Consider the following 15,458-nt stretch of genomic DNA (forward strand, 5'->3'; position numbering starts at 1 on the left):
GGTGCCCGGCCCCCGCGGTTTCCCGGCGCGGAGCGGGCTGGGGTCTATTCGGCGGCGGCCCGGGTGGCGGGGGCTGCGGATTTGCGGCGGTCGCCGTCGCGGCGGCGCGAGACCAGCACCACCACCAGCACGGCCGCCACCAGGAAGGCCACCGAGAGCGGGCTGCGGAACAGGAAGAACGGGTCCGCCCCGGAGACCGAGAAGGCCTGGCGGACCGCATTTTCCAGGTTGCCGGCCAGGATCAGGGAGATGACCAGCGGCAACGTCGGGATCATCAGCTTGCGCATCAGGTAGCCCAGCAGCGCGAAGGCGAAGGCGAAGACGAAGCTGTCGATCCGGGGATCCTGCACGTAGATCGCGGTCAGCGTCAGCAGCAGCACCATGGGCAGCAGGATCTGCTTGGGCACCCGGGCCATGATCCCGCAGGCGCGCATCAGCTGGCCGCCGACGATCCAGTTCAGGATATTGGCGAACATCATGGCGGTGAACAGGCCGAAGGCCGTGATCAGCTGGGGGTTCACCTCGGACAGGCTGAAGCGGAAAACTCCGGGGCCGGGGTTGAAGCCGCCGATGGAATCCGCCGCCAGGATCAGGAAGACCGCGCCGACGTTGCCGGGAATGCCGAGCGAGAGCACCGGGATCAGGTTGGCCCCCGAGACGGAGCTGTTGGCGGCCTCGGTTGCGGCAACCCCCTCGGGGGCGCCCTTGCCGAAGGGCACCTTGCCCTTGTGCATCCGGTGGCCGGCGACATAGCCCAGCGTCGCCGCCAGGGTCGAGCCGATGCCGGGCAGGGCGCCGACGATGGTGCCGATCACCGCCGAGACGCTGATGTAGGGCATCAGGCGCCAGCGCTCGCGCAGCGACAGGCCATTGTCGTTGCTGCGCGGTGGCGCCTCCGAGATCGGGCGGGCATTGTGGCGGGCGCGGAACATCTCCTCGAAGGCGGCCAGCACCTCTCCCAAAATCAGCACGCCTAGGATCGCGGTGCTGAGCGGGATGCCCTCGCGCAGGATTTCCGTGTGCATCGACAGGCGCGGATAGCTGTCCTGGCCGCTGGCGATGGAGGCGATAAACAGGCCCAGGAAGGCGGCCATCAGCCCCTTCATCGGGCTGGAGCCGACCACCGCCGCGATGAAGCTGAGCGACAGGATGATCAGCGCCGCCTTCTCGGTGAAGCCCAGGTAATGCTCGACCAGGACGGCCAGGAAGGGGGCGCAGGTGAACAGCACCAGATCCGAGAAGGTGTCACCGGTGACGGAGGCGAAATGCGCCACCCTCAGGGCCTTGCCGCTCTGGCCCCTGCGCGACATCGGGTAACCGTCGAGCGTGGTCATCATGGCGTCCGGCGTGCCCGGGGTCTGGAACAGGATGGCCGGCACCGCGCCGCCCACCGTGGCACCCTTCATGACGCCGACGAGAAAGCCCATGACCGGCAGCAGCGCATCGGGGGTGAAGCCGAAGACCTGCAGCAGGATCGGCAGAGACACGGCCATCAGGAAGGCCCCCGACAGGCCCGGCGTGGCGCCGCCGACGAGGCCGGTCAGGAAGCCGGCGATCACCATCAGCACCGCCGAGGAAATGCCGAGGCCGAAGATCGTGAAGGCCGTGGGCCCCTGGAAAAAGGCCAGGACGCCGGCCAGGACGTAGTGCAGCGGATCCATCACCAGTCTCCGTTGGGGGGCAGCAGCAGGCTGTCGAAGGGCAGGTCGAACACGGCGATCAGGAGCAGCGTGAACAGGAACGCCGCGACCAGCCGGCGGCGGCTGAAGTGACCTTCGATCGCGGCCATCAGGCCCCAGGTCATCCAGGTGCCGCCCAGCAGGAAGCCGATGTATTTCCACGGCGCGTCGCCGCGCACCTCGCGATAGCCGCTGCCATCGCCCAGCAGCGCCCAGGCCAGCGGGCCGGCCCAGAACATCAGCACCATGGCGCTGGCCATGACGCCTGCCAGCAGCGCCAGGAAGGCCAGGCTGTGGCCATCAAGCGGCGGGGCGGACTCAAGGGTTTTCGGTCGCCGCCATTGCAGGACGCCGTGGATCGCGGCGCACAGCGCCACGGCGGCCATGGCCAGCTGCGGCAGGAAGGCGTCGCCGATCTGGGTCTGGCGGCGGTAGGTATAGACGGCGGGCGTCTGGCTGTCGGACGGGATCCAGATCAGCACCGCGACCAGTCCGAGGACCAGCATCACGACGGCGATCCAGAGCTCTGCTTTGCGCTCCAGCATGAAGACCTCCTGGAACCGGAAGGACGGGACGCCCCCCGCCGGTCCTGCGGGGGGCGGGCGGGCTCACTCGGCGGCGTCGTCGATCAGCTTGGTCGCCTGGTCGTAGCGCTGCTGCATCGCGGCGCGCAGGGCCGCGCCCTGGACCACCTCGGGGCCGGAGAAATTCCTGACCGTCAGGGTGTGCAGGGCGCTGTCGGGATCGTTCAGCAGCCCGGCCACCGCCTGCTCAAGAGAGGTTTTCACCTCCTCGGGCAGCCCGGCGGGGGCGATCAGCAGGAACTTGGCGCCGAAATCGTAGGGCACGTCGTATTGCGACAGCAGCGGCGCATCGGGGGACATGATCAGCGGCGTCGCCTCGCCGGAGGCCAGGTTCACCAGATCGCCCGAGCTTACCGAACTGGCCTGCGTCCCGCCGGCCCAGGCAATGTCCACATCCTGCGCCATCACCGCATTGACGCCGCCACGCCCGCCCTGGACATTGACCGAGGTGAACGCGACCCCGTTGTGCTTGCCGATGACATAGGTTCCGTCGGACAGCTGCTGGGTCATGGCGGCAAAGCTGATCTTCTGGCCGGCCCTGGCCGCCTCGATCACGTCGCCAAGCGTCTTCCACCCCCGGTCGGCCCGCGCCACGATGCCCACCTGGGATCCGGTGACGCTGGAAAGGAAATCGAAGTCCTCCAGCCCGTAGGTCGGGATCATGGCGATCTGGGGATCGTAGGCCAGCGACTGGCTGACGGTGAAGCCGATGGTCAGCCCGTCGGCGGGTTCCTTCTTCAGCGCCTCGGCCATGGCGGCGCCGCCGCGCCCGGCGATGTTCTCGGGGACGACGGTCCAGCCGTAGGTGGCCGAGAGCGCATCCGAAAGCACCCGCGCCAGGCTGTCGGCGCCGCCGCCGGCCTGAAAGCCGATCATCATGGTGATCTGGCCCGAGGGGGTCCAGGGCAACGTCGGGGTCTCGGCCTGGGCGCCAAGGCTCAGCGCTGCCGACAGCGCGCTTGCCGCTGCGAAGGTTCGTGCGAAATGGGCCATTGTTCTCCTCCCTGAGATGGCATCCTTGGCAGGCCGGTCGGAGCCGGTCTAGCTGGGGGCGGGTGAGGCCCCCTTGGGTCCGACCTGCAGCGCCTCCTCAACGCCGCCGAAGGTCATGACCAGGGCGTTTTGCCGGTCCTTGGCCGCCCGGTCCGTGGCGACCGGATCGCAGATCCGGTGCAGGGCGGCGCGGAACTGCTCCCTCACGTCCGCATGGGCCGGGTCGGCGGCCAGGTTCCGGCATTCCCGCGGATCGCTTTCCAGGTCGAAAAGCTCGGGCGGGTAATCGGGGTATTCGTGGTATTTCCAGCGCGCATCCGCCAGCATGAAACCGCCGCAGTCCGAGGCCACGGCATGGTATTCCGAGAACACCTGACGCGCCGGATCCTGGTGCCGCATCACCGTCAGAAGCGAGGTGCCGACCCAGGCGGGATCGGGCGGCAGGCCCAGGGCATCGGTGATCGTCGGCGTCACGTCCAGCAGGCTGACCGGGGTCACGTTGCACGCCCCTTTCGCAATCCCGGGCCCGGCCAGGATCATCGGGATGCGCGTCGATTCACCGTAGAGCACGCTCTTGCCCCAGCGACCGCGCTCGCCCAGCGTCTCGCCGTGGTCGGAGGTGAAGATGACGGTGGTCCGCCCGGCCTGTCCGCTCGCGTCAAGGGCATCGAGGATGCGGCCGATCTGGTCATCGACGAAACTGCACAGCGCATAGTAGCAGGCCACCGCAAGGCGGCGTTCATCGTCCGAGGCGAAATCGGCATCGGGGTCATGATAGGCGCTCATCCGCGCGAGCCAGGGATGCGGCTGGTAGCCCGGGCCGGGGCGCAGCGCCGGCAGCGGCATGTCTTCGGGCGGGTACATGTCGAGGTAGCGTTGCGGCACGATCAGCGGGAAATGCGGGGCCACGAAACTGGCGAAGAGCGCCCAGGGCTTGCTTTGATCGGTGGCGTGCAGGGCTGCCACGGTTTCGGTGGCGACCCGGCTGTCATAGCGGTTGTATTTCGATTCGCCCGCTCCGATCCCGCCGATCATGCCAGGGGGGGCTGGCCGTGCGGGCAGCGGATCGCGGACCGAGCCCCAGACCTGCCCGACCCCGTCGAGGATGTGCAGCGGTTCGATCTGGCGCACGAAGCCGGTGTCGTCCGAACCGTTGCGGTAATGCAGCTTGCCGATGCTGACCGGCGCGATGCCCGCATTTTGCAGCACATGCCCCCAGGAGGGCAGGGCGCCGTCATAGGCCAGGGCATTGTCCCAATAGCCGCATTGATGCACGTAGCGCCCCGTCGCGAAGGCGGCGCGGGCGGGCACGCAGATCGGGCTGGGGGTATAGGCATTCTCGAACCGGACCCCGCGGGCGGCCAGCCGGTCTAGGTTGGGGGTGCGCACAAGGGGATGGCCCGCGCAGGACAGGGCAGAGGCCTGCTGCTCGTCCGTCATGATGACAAGGACGTTGCGGTGCGGCTCTGGCATGGCGGTTCTCCTCCCCAGGAACTTCCTCTATCAGATGCTGTAGAGATGATACTCGATTTATGGAGACAAATCCACAATAATGGGGATCTGTCATGAATAATGGAGGCGCCGATGCAGAGCCGAAAGCAGGACCTTGCCGATGAGCTTCAGCGCATTGAGGCGCTGGAACAGCGGCTGACGTTCCGGCTGCATGTCCTCAGCAAGCAGATCGACCAGCAGGCCAGCGCGCTGTTGGAGGGATCGGCGCTGAACCTCTCGGCCTACCGGTTCCTGACCACGGTCGAGAGCCTCGGGGACAGTTCCATCGCGGATATCGCCCGCTTCATGGCGATGGACCGTGCCCTGGCCAGCCGCACCGCCAGCGACCTGGAGCGGCGTGGGCTGATCGGTTTTGACAAGGCCCCCGACAACCGGCGCAAGAAGCTGGTGCGGATGACGCCCGAGGGCCAGGCCCTGCTGGACCAGATGATGCCGCGCTTCGAGGCGCGGCGGCAGAGGTTGCGGGACCGGCTGGGCCCGGACCGGTTCGCGGTGCTGAACGAATGCCTGGACCTGCTGCAGGAGGCGATCCGGGAGTGATCCCCCGGACCGCCCCCGGACCTGTCGCGGAGGCGGATCAGAACCCGGCATCCTGCAGGGCGGCATCCCTGCGGCGGGCATAATCCGCCGCGGCGGCTTCCTTGACCGGCCCGTAGCCCCGGACCTCCATCACCAGCGCGGCGATCCCGGCGGCCTCGTCGCGGTTGCCGGCATTCAGGCTGGCGGCCAGCCGCCCCAGCAGGGCGCAGTACTCCTCGATCATCCGGCGCTCCATCCGGCGCTCGGCGGTGCGGCCAAACGGGTCGAGCGCGGTGCCGCGCAGGCGCTTCATCCGGGCCAGCGCCTTCAGGCCGCCCTGCATCCAGGGACCGAAGCTGCGCTTGAGCGGACGGCCCCGCCCATCGGTGCCGCTGTTCAGCATCGGCGGTGCGAGGTGGTGGTGGACGGTGAAATTGCCCTCGAAGCGCTGCTTCAGCCCCTCGTAGAAGCCGGTCTGGCTGTGCAGCCGGGCGACTTCGTATTCGTCCTTGTAGGACATCACCTTGAAGAGGCCCTTCATCGCGGCCTCGGTCAGGGCGCCGGCACCGCCGGTCGCCAGCACCTCGGCCTTGCGGACGGCGGCGATGGCGTCGGTGTAGCGGCGGGCCCAGGCGGCATCCTGGTAATCGCTCAGGAAGGCGGCACGGCGGGCGATCTGCGCGTCCAGGGTCTGCACCGGGCTGACCGGCAGGTTGGCGATGCGCTCGACCGCGGCGCGGTCGTTGATGATGATCCGGCCCCAGGTGAAGGCGGCCTTGTTCAGGTCGGGCTTCACCCCGTTCAGCTCGATCGCGCGCATCAGCGCATCCAGCGCCAGCGGCACCAGACCGGCCTGCCAGGCGGCGCCGAGGATCATCACGTTGGCAAAGACGCTGTCGCCCAGAAGTGCCTCGGCCAGGCGGTTGGCATCCAGCGTTTCCAGGGCGTTGCCATTGACGGTGGCGCGGATCGCCTCAAGCCGCCGGGCGGCGTTCAGATCGGCATCGCGGTTCTGCACCAGATCGCCCGTCGGCATGACGGCGGTGTTGACCACGGCGCGCGTCACCCCGGGCCGGTAGGTCATCGAGGCCTTGGGCGAGGTGCTGACCACGAGATCGCAGCCGATCAGCGCATCGGCCGAGCTGGGCTCGATCCGGACCTGGTGCACCTCGGCATCGCTGCGCGCCATGCGCAGGTAGCTGAGGACGGGGCCGAACTTCTGCGCGAAGCCCATGAAGTCCAGCACCGAGGTTCCCTTGCCCTCAAGGTTGGCGGCCATGGCGATCAGCTGGCCGACGGTGACGACGCCGGTGCCGCCGACGCCGGTCACAAGGATGTCCCAGGGCGTCGCGAGGTCCGGCATCTGCGGCAGCGGCAGCGCGGCCGAGAGGCGCTTGAAGGCGTCTGTGTCGGCGCTGGCGCCGGGCTTTCTGAGGGTGCCGCCCTCGATGGTCACGAAGCTGGGGCAGAAGCCGTTGACGCAGGTGAAATCCTTGTTGCAGGTGTTGAGGTTGATCTGCCGCTTGCGACCGAACTCGGTCTCCAGCGGCTCCACGCTGAGGCAGTTCGATTCCACCGAGCAATCGCCGCAGCCCTCGCAGACCAGCGGGTTGATGACGGCGAATTTTTTCGGGTCCTCCATCTTGCCGCGCTTGCGCATCCGGCGCTTCTCGGTGGCGCAGGTCTGCTGGTAGATCAGCACGGTGGTGCCGGGGATCTCGCGCAGCTGGCGCTGGACGCGGTCCATCTCGGTGCGGGGGTGGAACTCTACCCCGGCAGGGAAGTCGGCCTTGCGGAAGGCCTCGGGCTGATCGGAGACGACGACGACCTTGCGCGCCCCCTCGGCGGTCACCGACTGGGCGATTGCCGCGACCGAGATCGGGCCGTCGACATGCTGCCCGCCGGTCATCGCCACGGCCTCGTTGAAGAGGATCTTGTAGGTGATGTTGGTGCCGGCGGCGATGGCCTGACGGATCGCGAGCGAGCCCGAGTGGTAATAGGTGCCATCGCCGAGGTTCTGGAAGATGTGCTTGTTGCCGTTGAACCGCGCGCGCGAGACCCAGTTGACCCCTTCACCACCCATCTGGATCAGCGAGGTGGTGTTGCGGTTCATCCAGCTGGCCATGAAGTGGCAGCCGATGCCGGCCATGGCCTGCGACCCCTCGGGCACCTTGGTCGAGGTGTTGTGCGGGCAGCCCGAGCAGAAATAGGGCGTGCGGGTCGCCCCCTTCACCAGGATCGGCGCGGGTTCGGGAACCACCTTGTCGGCGATCTCGACCAGCTCGATGTCGATGAAGTTGCGCTCCAGCCGGGCGGCGATGTGGCGGGCCAGCATGACGGGCCCCAGCTCCTGGGTCCAGGGGATCAGGCGGTCGCCCTTCTCGTCGCGCTTGCCGACCATGCGGCGCGGTTTGCGCCCGGGGAAGTCGTAGAAATACTCCTTCAGCTGGCTTTCGATGATGCCGCGCTTTTCCTCGATGACCAGCAGCTCTTCCTTGCCCTGGGCGAAGGCCAGCGCGCCCTCGTGCTCCAGCGGCCAGACCATGCCGACCTTGTAGATGTCGATGCCCAGCTCGGCGGCGCGGGCCTGATCGATGCCCAGCAGCCGCAGCGCCTCCAGCACGTCGAGGTGCGACTTGCCGGTGGTGACGATGCCGAAGCGGGCGCCCTCGTGGTTCCATTCGGCACGGTCGATGGGGTTGGCGCGGGCGAAGGCCAGAACGGCGGCCTTCTTGGGCTCCAGCCGGGCCTCGATCTGGGGCCCGGGCAGGTCGGGCCAGCGGTAGTGCAGACCGCCCTCGGGCGGGGTGAAATCGGTGGGGAGGACAAAGCTGCGGTCCGCGGGCAGTTCGAACGACATGCCCGATTCCACGGTTTCCGAGATCGCCTTGAAGCCGACCCACATGCCGGAGAAGCGCGACAACGCATAGCCGTATTCGGCGAAGGGCAGGAATTCGGCCACGTTGGCGGGGTTCAGGATGGGCATGAAGAAGCCCATGAAGGCGACGTCGGACTGGTGCGACATGGAGGAGGAGACGCAGCCGTGGTCATCGCCCGCGACCACCAGCACGCCGCCATGCGGAGAGGATCCGTAGGCGTTGCCATGCTTGAGCGCATCGCCCGCCCGGTCCACCCCCGGCCCCTTGCCGTACCACAGGCCGAAGACGGCCTCGCAGGTCTTGTCCGGATCGCTTTCGACCTGCTGGGTGCCGATGATCTGGGTCGCGCCCAGTTCCTCGTTCACTGCCGGGATGAAATCGACGCCGGCCTCGTTGACCAGCCTGAGGTTGCTGGTGACTTCCAGGTCGATCCCGCCGACCGGTGAGCCGCGGTAGCCGGAAATGAAGCCGCGGGTATCAAGCCCTGCGGCGCTGTCGCGCCGCGCCTGGTCGAGCGCCATGCGCACGATGGCCTGGGTGCCGGTCAGGAACACGCGGCCCGTCCGGCGCGTGTAGCGGTCCAGCAGTTCGTAATCCATCTGGATCGGCATCTGGTCGTTCATGGTTCCTCCCCCCTGAAGCGCCACAAGGATGTAGACAAGTCCTCATCCCTCGATGCTAACTCGCAAAGGTTGAAAGGCGATTCCTAAACACATCAGATCGGAGGAGATCCTGATGTGATGCCATCAACAGGAGGGAAGAGGATGAAACAGGATTTCATAATTGGGACATTGGAGACTCGCATTCTCGGGGCGCTGCAGCGCGATGCCTCGATCAGCATGGCCGATCTCGCGCAGGAGGCGCGCAGTTCCACGGCGACCTGCTGGCGCCGGATCCGCGACATGGAAGAGGCCGGGGTGATCGGTGCGCCGGTTCGCATCGTCGATCCGGCGCGGGTCGGGCGCGGCATGGATGCCTTCTGTCAGGTGCGGATGAAGGCGCAGAATGCCGGGGCGCGGGCGGCCTTCCAGAAGGCGATGGAGGCGGAGCCCTCCATCGTCGAGGTCTACTCGATTTCCGGGGACTGGGATTACCTGCTGCACCTCGTGGTGCGCGACATCGCCGATCTGGAATCGATCCTGATGAACCGCGTGCACGAGCTTGACTGCGTGGCCAGCGCCTCGACGCTGTTCGTGCTGCGGCGGGTCAAGCATACGACGGCAATCCCGGTCTGAGCTTTCAAACATCACGGGAATGGTCCAAAGTGGATATTGATGTGATGTTATGGAGGGCGCGATGCAGATGGCAGAGATCCGGGAGGGCACGACGCCGCGCGCGGCGGCCTTTATCGTCACGCTGTACGGGGATGCGGTGGAGCCGCGCGGCGGTCAGCTCTGGATGGGCACTCTGGTCGAGAGTTGCGCGACCCAGGGCCTGAGCGAGAGCCTGGTGCGCACCGCCGTCTCGCGCCTGACACAGGCCGGCCAGCTGGAGGGCGACCGGATCGGGCGGCGCAGCTATTACCGCCTGACCGGGCGGGCGCAGGCCGAATTCCATCGCGCCGCCCGGGTGATCTATGCGCCGCCGCCCCCGCCGCAGGGCTGGCTGGTCGCGCTGGAGGCCCCGGCGGCGCTGCCGGGCGACTGGATGGCGCTGTCCGGATCGGTGGCCATTGCGCCGAACCGCTCTGATGTCGCGCCCGTGTCCGGCCCGGTTCTGTCGGCAGAGGCTCTTGGCAATGCAGCGGAAATGCAGGCCGTCGTGGCCCGCTGCCGGGACCTGGCGCCGGTGGCGGAGGCCTACCGCAACTTCCTGGCCGCCTGGGCCGCGCCGGATCCGTCAGAGGACGATCTGCCGGGGGCCGAGGCGCTCGCACGGCGGCTGCGGCTGGTGCATCTCTACCGGTTGGCGGCCCTGTCGGACCCGCGCCTGCCGCCCGAGGCCCTGCCGGACGACTGGCCCGCCGCCGCTGCCCGCGCGCTGTTCGTGCGGTGCTACTGCGCGCTGAGCCCCGCCGCCGACCGTCTGATCGGCGACAGCTTCCGCGATTGCCAGGGGCTGCTGCCGGCGGAAACCCTGCATACGCAGCGCCGGATGGACCGGCTGCGCCGGGAACTGGCGCTAAGCCCCCGTGCCGGCTGAACAATTTCAGACCCCCTGATAAATTGTCACAGAAAAATCAAAAATGACTGGATTGATGTAATGTCCTGATCAATAATGTGACCGTTCGGTCGGGGAATGGAGGCTCCGGCGGACAGGCAAGACAGCGGGGAGGACACGATGTCAGAGGCTTTCATCTGCGATGCGCTGCGCACGCCCATCGGCCGCTACGGCGGGGCGCTGTCGACGGTGCGCCCCGACGATCTGGCCGCCGTGCCGATCCGCGCCCTGATGGAGCGCAACCCCGCCGTCGACTGGGAGCAGGTCGAGGACGTGATCCTGGGCTGCGCCAACCAGGCCGGTGAAGACAACCGCAACGTGGCCCGCATGGCGGTGCTGCTGGCGGGCCTGCCGGTGGGCGTGCCGGGGACCACGGTCAACCGGCTCTGCGGGTCGGGCATGGATGCCATAGGGCTTGCCGCCCGCACGATCCGCGCCGGCGACGCCGAGATGATGCTGGCCGGCGGCGTCGAAAGCATGTCGCGCGCGCCCTTCGTGATGCCCAAGGCAGAGAGCGCCTTTTCCCGCAAGGCCGAGGTCTACGACACCACGATCGGCTGGCGCTTCGTCAATCCGAAGCTGCACGCGGCGCACGGGTCCCATTCCATGCCGCAGACCGCCGACAACGTGGCCGCAGATTACGGTATCAGCCGCGCGGACCAGGACCGTTTCGCCGCCGAAAGCCAGCGCCGCTGGGAGGCGGCACAGCAGGCCGGCATTTTCGCCGAAGAGATCACTCCGGTCAGCGTGCCGCGCCGCAAGGCCGATCCGCTGGTCGTCGACACCGATGAACACCCCCGTCCCGGGACCACGGTCGGGCAGCTTGCCAAGCTGCGCGGCGTCAACGGGCCCGAGCTGAGCGTGACCGCCGGCAATGCCTCGGGGGTCAACGATGGCGCGGCGGCGGCGCTGCTGGCCTCGGAAAAGGCGGCAGCGACCAACGGGCTTGGCCCCAGGGCGCGGATCGTGGCGATGGCCGCGGCGGGCGTGCCGCCCCGGATCATGGGCATCGGGCCGGAACCGGCGGTGCGCCGGGTGCTGGCCAAGGCCGGGCTGACGCTGGGCCAGATGGACGTGATCGAGCTGAACGAGGCCTTCGCCGCCCAGTCCCTGGCGGTGCTGCGCGCCCTCGGACTGCCCGATGACGCGGGCCATGTGAATGCCAACGGCGGGGCCATTGCGATGGGCCATCCGCTGGGCATGTCGGGGGCACGCCTTGTGCTGCACGCGGCCAACCAGCTGCATCGCACTGGCGGTCGTTACGCGCTCTGCACCATGTGCGTGGGCGTGGGGCAGGGGATCGCCCTTATCCTGGAACGGGTCTGAGAGGAAACAGCCATGTACGCCCAGATGATCAAGTCGGAAGGTACCAAGCGCGAGGACATGTCGCCCCAGGAACTGGCGTTCCAGGCGCGCATCGATCGCGGTGAAAAGATCGAACCCAAGGAGTGGATGCCCGAGGGCTACCGCAAGACGCTGATCCGCCAGATCGGCCAGCACGCCCATTCCGAGATCGTCGGCCAGCTGCCCGAGGGCAACTGGATCACCCGCGCCCCCACGCTGGAGCGCAAGGCGATCCTGCTGGCCAAGGTGCAGGATGAGGCGGGCCATGGGCTCTACCTCTATTCCGCCGCCGAAACGCTGGGCGTCTCGCGCGATGAGCTGTTCGAGAAGCTGCATTCGGGGGCGATGAAATACAGCTCCATCTTCAACTATCCCACCCTGACCTGGGCCGACATGGGCGCGGTGGGCTGGCTGGTCGATGGCGCGGCGATCATGAACCAGGTGCCGCTGCAGCGGACCTCCTATGGCCCCTACAGCCGCGCCATGATCCGCATCTGCAAGGAGGAAAGCTTTCACCAGCGGCAGGGCTATTCGATCATGATGACCATGGCGAAGGGGACGCCGGCGCAGAAGGACATGGCGCAGGATGCGCTGAACCGCTTCTGGTACCCGGCGCTGATGATGTTCGGCCCCTCGGACAAGGACAGCGTCCATTCCGAGCAGTCGATGGCCTGGAAGATCAAGATGAACACCAACGACGAGCTGCGGCAGAAATTCGTCAACGAGACGGTGCCGCAGGCGGAATACCTCGGGCTGAGCGTCCCCGACGAGACGCTGGCCTGGAACGAGGAAAAGCAGGGCTACGACTTTGCCGAGCCCGACTGGTCCGAGTTCTTCGAGGTGATCAAGGGCAACGGTCCATGCAACCGCGAACGGCTGGAAGCCCGGGTCACTGCCTGGGACGAGGGGGCCTGGTTCCGCGAGGGGCTGAGCGCGCACGCGGAAAAGGCCGCCGCCGCCCGCATGGCGGCTGAGTGACAGGCAGAGGGAGGAGCACGTCATGACACACAAGCAATGGCCCCTTTGGGAAATCTTCATCCGTGGCCAGCACGGTCTGAACCACCGTCACGTCGGCAGCCTGCACGCGCCCGACGCCGAGATGGCGATCAACAACGCCCGCGATGTCTACACCCGCCGCAAGGAGGGCGTGTCGATCTGGGTGGTGCCCTCGAGCGAGATCACCGCATCCAGCCCGTCCGAGAAGGGTCCGCTCTTCGATCCGGCGGAAAGCAAGGTCTACCGGCACCCGACCTTCTTCGACATCCCCGAGGAAGTGGGGAAGATGTGATGACCGGGATCGCTGAGCTTGAGGCCCCGCTGGCCGATCCGCACCTGAGCGACGAGGCGCTGCGGCCTGCCTTCTTCGAATGGCTCTGCCGGATGGGCGACAGCACGCTGATCCTGGGGCACCGCACCTCGGAATGGTGCGGCCACGGGCCGGCGCTGGAAGAGGATATCGCGCTGGCCAATACCGCGCTGGACCTGATCGGGCACACCCAGTTCTGGCTGGGCCTGGCCGCAGAGGTCGAGGGCAAGGGCCGCAGCGCCGACCAGCTGGCCTATCTGCGTGACGCCTGGCATTTCCGCAACCTGCTGCTGGTCGAGCTGCCGAAGGGCGACATGGGCCAGACGCTGGTGCGCGAATTCCTTTTCGATGCCTGGCATCACCTGCAGCTGGACTGGCTGGCGGCGAACTCCTCCAGCCCGCGCGTGCGCGAGATCGCCGCGAAGGCCCTGAAGGAAGTCAGCTACCACCTGGAACGCGTCTGCGACCTGGTGATCCGGCTGGGCGACGGCACGGAGGAAAGCCACCGCCGCCTGCAGGATGCGCTGGACCGGCTCTGGCCCTATACCGGAGAGATGTTCACGGGCGACGCCGTTGATGCGACCGTCGCCGGAGCCGGGATCGCGCCGGATCCGGCCAGCCTGCGCCCCGCCTGGGACGCGCTGGTGGACGAGGTGCTGGAGGCCGCGACCCTGACGCGCCCGCAGACCCGCCCCGATGCCCAGAAGGGCGGCCGGCAGGGCCGCCATACCGAGCACCTGGGCTTCATCCTGGCCGAGATGCAGTTCCTGCAGCGGGCCTATCCCGGCGCGACGTGGTGATGTCATGGGCACCGACACGCTTCCCGATCTGACCCAGATCCGGGCCTGGCTGGACGAGGTGCCGGACCCGGAAATCCCCGTCGTCTCGGTCACCGAGCTGGGGATCATCCGGGACCTGCGCTACGAGGGCCGGACCCTGGTGGTGGCGGTGACGCCCACCTATTCCGGCTGCCCCGCCACCGCCGTCATCGACCTGATGATCGAGGAGAAACTGCGCGACAAGGGCGTGCAGGACCTGCGGCTGGAACGCCGCCTGTCACCGCCTTGGACGACCGACTGGGTGACGCCCGATGCCCGCGAGAAGCTGCGCGCCTTCGGCATCGCGCCCCCCATCGACGGCACCGCGCCGGACGGACGGCTGGCGGGACGGGCCAGCCGGATGGCCGGGGCATCGAACCTCTCCGTGGCCTGTCCGCGCTGCGGCTCGACCCATACCGAACAGCAGAGCCGGTCGGGCTCCACCCCGTGCAAGGCCGCGTGGCGCTGCCGGGACTGCCTGGAGCCCTTCGACTACTTCAAATGCATCTGACGACGCCCGGGAGGAGGGCAAGACATGGCACGATTTCATCCGCTCGAAGTGACCGACATCCGCCGCGACACCCGCGATGCGGTCGTCGTTACCCTGAAACCCCGGCCCGAGGATGCCGAGGGCTTCGCCTTCACCCAGGGCCAGTACCTGACGTTCCGGCGCGCCTTCGACGGCGCGGAGCTGCGCCGCTCCTACTCGATCTGCGCGGGCCTCGACGAGGGCTGCCTGCGCGTCGGCGTGAAGCGGGTCGAGGGCGGCGCCTTCTCGACCTTCGTGAACGAGGAGCTGGCCGTTGGCGACACGCTGGAGGCCATGGCCCCCTCGGGGCGCTTCTTCACGGTGCTCGAACCCGACAGGGCGCGCCACTACCTGGGCTTTGCCGGCGGTTCGGGCATCACCCCGGTGCTGTCGATCCTGAAGACGGTGCTGGCGCGCGAGCCCGCCTCGACCTTCACGCTGGTCTACGCGAACCGGCAGACCAGCTCCATCATGTTCCGCGAGACGCTGGAGGATCTGAAGAACCTCTACCTCGGGCGCCTGTCGGTGATCCACGTTCTGGAAACCGAGGGCCAGGAGATCGACCTGTTCACCGGCCGCGTCGATGCCGCCAAGCTCGAGATGCTGTTCCGCCTCTGGGTCGATCCCGGGACCGTCGACACCGCCTTCATCTGCGGCCCCGAGCCGATGATGCTGACCATCGCCGAGAGCCTGCGCCGCCACGGGCTGAGCGACGACCAGATCAAGTACGAACTGTTCGGATCCTCCCAGCAGGGCCGGGCGAAGGCGCCCGCCGTGTCGAAGGTGGCGCGCGAGGCGCAGGGCACCTGCGAGGTGTCGGTGACGCTGGATGGCACCACGCGCAACTTCACCATGCCCAAGGACGGCGAGGCGATCCTGGACGCGGCGATCCGCAACTCGATGGATGCGCCCTATTCCTGCAAGGCGGGCGTCTGTTCGACCTGCCGCGCCAAGGTGATCGAGGGCGAGGTGGAGATGATCCAGAACCACGCGCTGGAGGATTACGAGGTGCGCGCCGGCTACGTGCTGTCCTGCCAGTGCCTGCCGGTCTCCGACAAGGTCGTGCTGAGCTACGACGAATGATCCCGGGGCCGCGCGGCCCCGAGCGACACAGTCCGACAACGAACCGGAAGGA

The 15,458-nt window shown here is 67.8% G+C and carries 14 protein-coding genes; 9 read left to right on the forward strand and 5 right to left on the reverse strand.

The annotated features are described in order from the left end of the window. Nucleotides 1-44: 44 nt before the first annotated feature. From KM176_RS16055 to KM176_RS16070, 4 genes are all read right to left on the reverse strand, one after another. A complete protein-coding gene (locus KM176_RS16055; protein ID WP_160894882.1) occupies nt 45-1,661 on the reverse strand; it encodes a tripartite tricarboxylate transporter permease in 1,617 nt (538 codons plus the stop codon). Then, nucleotides 1,661-2,224, reverse strand: coding sequence for a hypothetical protein (locus KM176_RS16060; protein ID WP_160894881.1), 564 nt, complete (start codon nt 2,222-2,224; stop codon nt 1,661-1,663). Before KM176_RS16060 ends, KM176_RS16055 begins: the two co-directional genes overlap by 1 nt. Before the next feature lie 63 nt (nt 2,225-2,287). Further along, on the reverse strand, nt 2,288-3,256 hold the full coding sequence (locus tag KM176_RS16065; protein ID WP_160894880.1) for a tripartite tricarboxylate transporter substrate-binding protein: 969 nt from the start codon (nt 3,254-3,256) through the stop codon (nt 2,288-2,290). Between the two features lie 48 nt (nt 3,257-3,304). Next, nucleotides 3,305-4,729, reverse strand: coding sequence for a sulfatase-like hydrolase/transferase (locus KM176_RS16070; protein WP_160894879.1), 1,425 nt, complete (start codon nt 4,727-4,729; stop codon nt 3,305-3,307). Nucleotides 4,730-4,840: 111 nt separating this feature from the next. Here KM176_RS16070 and KM176_RS16075 point away from each other — a divergent pair, with 111 nt between their 5' ends. Continuing rightward, nucleotides 4,841-5,308 (forward strand): MarR family winged helix-turn-helix transcriptional regulator, encoded by a 468-nt coding sequence (locus KM176_RS16075; protein ID WP_160894878.1) that lies wholly within the window; start codon nt 4,841-4,843, stop codon nt 5,306-5,308. Between the two features lie 37 nt (nt 5,309-5,345). Here KM176_RS16075 and KM176_RS16080 read toward each other — a convergent pair whose 3' ends face one another. Beyond that, nucleotides 5,346-8,789 (reverse strand): indolepyruvate ferredoxin oxidoreductase family protein, encoded by a 3,444-nt coding sequence (locus tag KM176_RS16080; RefSeq protein ID WP_160894877.1) that lies wholly within the window; start codon nt 8,787-8,789, stop codon nt 5,346-5,348. Nucleotides 8,790-8,957: 168 nt separating this feature from the next. On the opposite strand from KM176_RS16080, the gene KM176_RS16085 reads away from it, so the two are divergent. From KM176_RS16085 to paaE, 8 genes are all read left to right on the forward strand, one after another. Continuing rightward, nucleotides 8,958-9,401: an Lrp/AsnC family transcriptional regulator gene (locus tag KM176_RS16085; protein WP_236045338.1), complete on the forward strand. Its 444-nt coding sequence runs from the start codon at nt 8,958-8,960 to the stop codon at nt 9,399-9,401. A 61-nt stretch (nt 9,402-9,462) separates the two neighbouring features. Next, nucleotides 9,463-10,308, forward strand: a complete 846-nt coding sequence (locus KM176_RS16090; RefSeq protein WP_236045339.1) for a PaaX family transcriptional regulator C-terminal domain-containing protein — start codon at nt 9,463-9,465, stop codon at nt 10,306-10,308. A 138-nt stretch (nt 10,309-10,446) separates the two neighbouring features. After that, nucleotides 10,447-11,652, forward strand: a complete 1,206-nt coding sequence (pcaF, locus tag KM176_RS16095; protein ID WP_160894874.1) for a 3-oxoadipyl-CoA thiolase — start codon at nt 10,447-10,449, stop codon at nt 11,650-11,652. Between the two features lie 12 nt (nt 11,653-11,664). Then, the gene (gene paaA, locus KM176_RS16100; protein WP_160894873.1) at nt 11,665-12,648 is read left to right on the forward strand and encodes a 1,2-phenylacetyl-CoA epoxidase subunit PaaA; all 984 of its coding nucleotides are present in this window, start codon (nt 11,665-11,667) and stop codon (nt 12,646-12,648) included. Nucleotides 12,649-12,670: 22 nt separating this feature from the next. After that, entirely contained in the window at nt 12,671-12,958 is a 288-nt protein-coding gene (gene paaB / locus KM176_RS16105) for a 1,2-phenylacetyl-CoA epoxidase subunit PaaB (RefSeq protein WP_160894872.1), read from the forward strand. Nucleotides 12,959-13,050: 92 nt separating this feature from the next. Continuing rightward, nucleotides 13,051-13,776 (forward strand): 1,2-phenylacetyl-CoA epoxidase subunit PaaC, encoded by a 726-nt coding sequence (paaC, locus tag KM176_RS16110; protein ID WP_375372122.1) that lies wholly within the window; start codon nt 13,051-13,053, stop codon nt 13,774-13,776. Nucleotides 13,777-13,780: 4 nt separating this feature from the next. Beyond that, nucleotides 13,781-14,305, forward strand: a complete 525-nt coding sequence (paaD, locus tag KM176_RS16115) for a 1,2-phenylacetyl-CoA epoxidase subunit PaaD (RefSeq protein WP_202397842.1) — start codon at nt 13,781-13,783, stop codon at nt 14,303-14,305. 24 nt (nt 14,306-14,329) lie between these two features. Beyond that, nucleotides 14,330-15,406, forward strand: a complete 1,077-nt coding sequence (paaE, locus tag KM176_RS16120; protein ID WP_160894869.1) for a 1,2-phenylacetyl-CoA epoxidase subunit PaaE — start codon at nt 14,330-14,332, stop codon at nt 15,404-15,406. The last annotated feature ends 52 nt before the right edge of the window (nt 15,407-15,458 follow it).

It is taken from the genome of Pseudooceanicola endophyticus (assembly GCF_018760365.1).
Classification (GTDB): Bacteria; Pseudomonadota; Alphaproteobacteria; order Rhodobacterales; family Rhodobacteraceae; genus Pseudooceanicola; species Pseudooceanicola endophyticus.